The organism is Porticoccus sp. W117 (assembly GCF_030341905.1).
GTDB lineage: Bacteria > Pseudomonadota > Gammaproteobacteria > Pseudomonadales > Porticoccaceae > SCSIO-12696.
On record NZ_JATAAF010000054.1, the window covers coordinates 1 to 1,229 of the forward strand.

Sequence of the window (1,229 nt, forward strand, 5' to 3'; positions counted from 1 at the left end):
AACTTGTATGATTGAAATTCCATTATTTCGTTATTGATTCTCAAGCGATAAGGTGAGGCCCAAGCCTGCGCACCAGGCTTTCAGCGTGGCAGCTCGATGCCGACTTGGTGCAGACAATGTCTAGCCCGTTAACAAGCTAGAGCGCCATGCTGATTCTACTTTTATCTCGAACAGTCGAATGGGCCTCGAGCCCGAATGTAGCAAGGGTGAGATATGAAAACAACAGCCTCAGCAAGCAGTAGAAATAGCAATCGTCATGTTGGAATCGACATTGGCAAAGACACGCTGGATATTTATATCCTTGAATTGGAGAAACACTGGCAGGAAGAGAATTCTACAGAGGGCATTAAACGCCTGCTCCTCACTCTCAGCCGTTACCGCCTGACTCGTGTGCTGGTAGAAGCAACAGGCGGCTATGAGCGGCCGCTGGTTGAAGCCTGTGCCGAAAAAGGCTTTCCAGTCATCATTGCCCAGCCCATCCAGGTTCGTCAGTTTGCGCGCGCTCAAGGACAGATGGCCAAAACGGACAAAATTGATGCGCGTTTGATCGCTCAGTTTGGAGCAGTGATGCAGCCTGACGTACGCCCTATTGGGAGTAAGAAAATACGTTACATCAGGGACTTATTAACCAGAAAGCGCCAACTTACAGAAGCACGCACACAAGAGTTGAATCGCAAGCAAAGAACTCCAACAGCACTCAAGGCATCTCACCAGCGTGCGCTCAAATTTTTGGATAAAGAATTAGCTTGGGTTGAAGGCAGGCTGGATAGAACCGTAGCCGAAGTCACTGAATGGCAACACCGTTGCCAAATACTGACGTCAGCCCCTGGCATTGGCAATGGCGTTGCTTATACGTTGTTGGGCGAGCTTCCAGAGCTGGGGCAACTCAGTCACCGTCAGATCAGCGCGCTGTGTGGCCTGGCACCTTTTAACCGAGACAGTGGCAAGATGCGAGGTAAGCGGCGGATCAAAGGCGGTCGTGCACAAATTCGAACCGTACTTTATATGGCCATGTTATCCGCCATTCAGCACAACAAAGTCATGAGAAGTTTTTACCAGCACCTGGTTGCTCAAGGCAAACACAAGAAGGTGGCTATCACCGCCTGCATGCGAAAAATGATGACAATCTTGAATGCGATGGTGCGTGACAATCAGGTGTGGAAATACAGCTAACTGATTAACAAATTAAGTGTGTGCAGGGGTTGATTTTTAATCACAGTCGCTTGTTA

Annotated in this window: 1 protein-coding gene; it reads left to right on the plus strand. The window is 49.1% G+C overall.

Features of this window, described 5'->3' with window-relative positions; all coding sequences use genetic code 11:
* Positions 1 to 213 precede the first annotated feature (213 nt).
* Positions 214 to 1,173 carry an IS110 family RNA-guided transposase gene (locus tag QSV34_RS15155; protein WP_289156088.1) on the plus strand — a complete coding sequence of 320 codons (960 nt, stop codon included), beginning with the start codon at positions 214 to 216 and terminating at the stop codon, positions 1,171 to 1,173.
* The last annotated feature ends 56 nt before the right edge of the window (positions 1,174 to 1,229 follow it).

Coding starts and splice junctions, on each gene's coding strand:
- QSV34_RS15155 (WP_289156088.1), top strand. CDS start 214: ATGAAAACAACAGCCTCAGCAAGCAGTAGAAATAGCAATCGTCATGTT.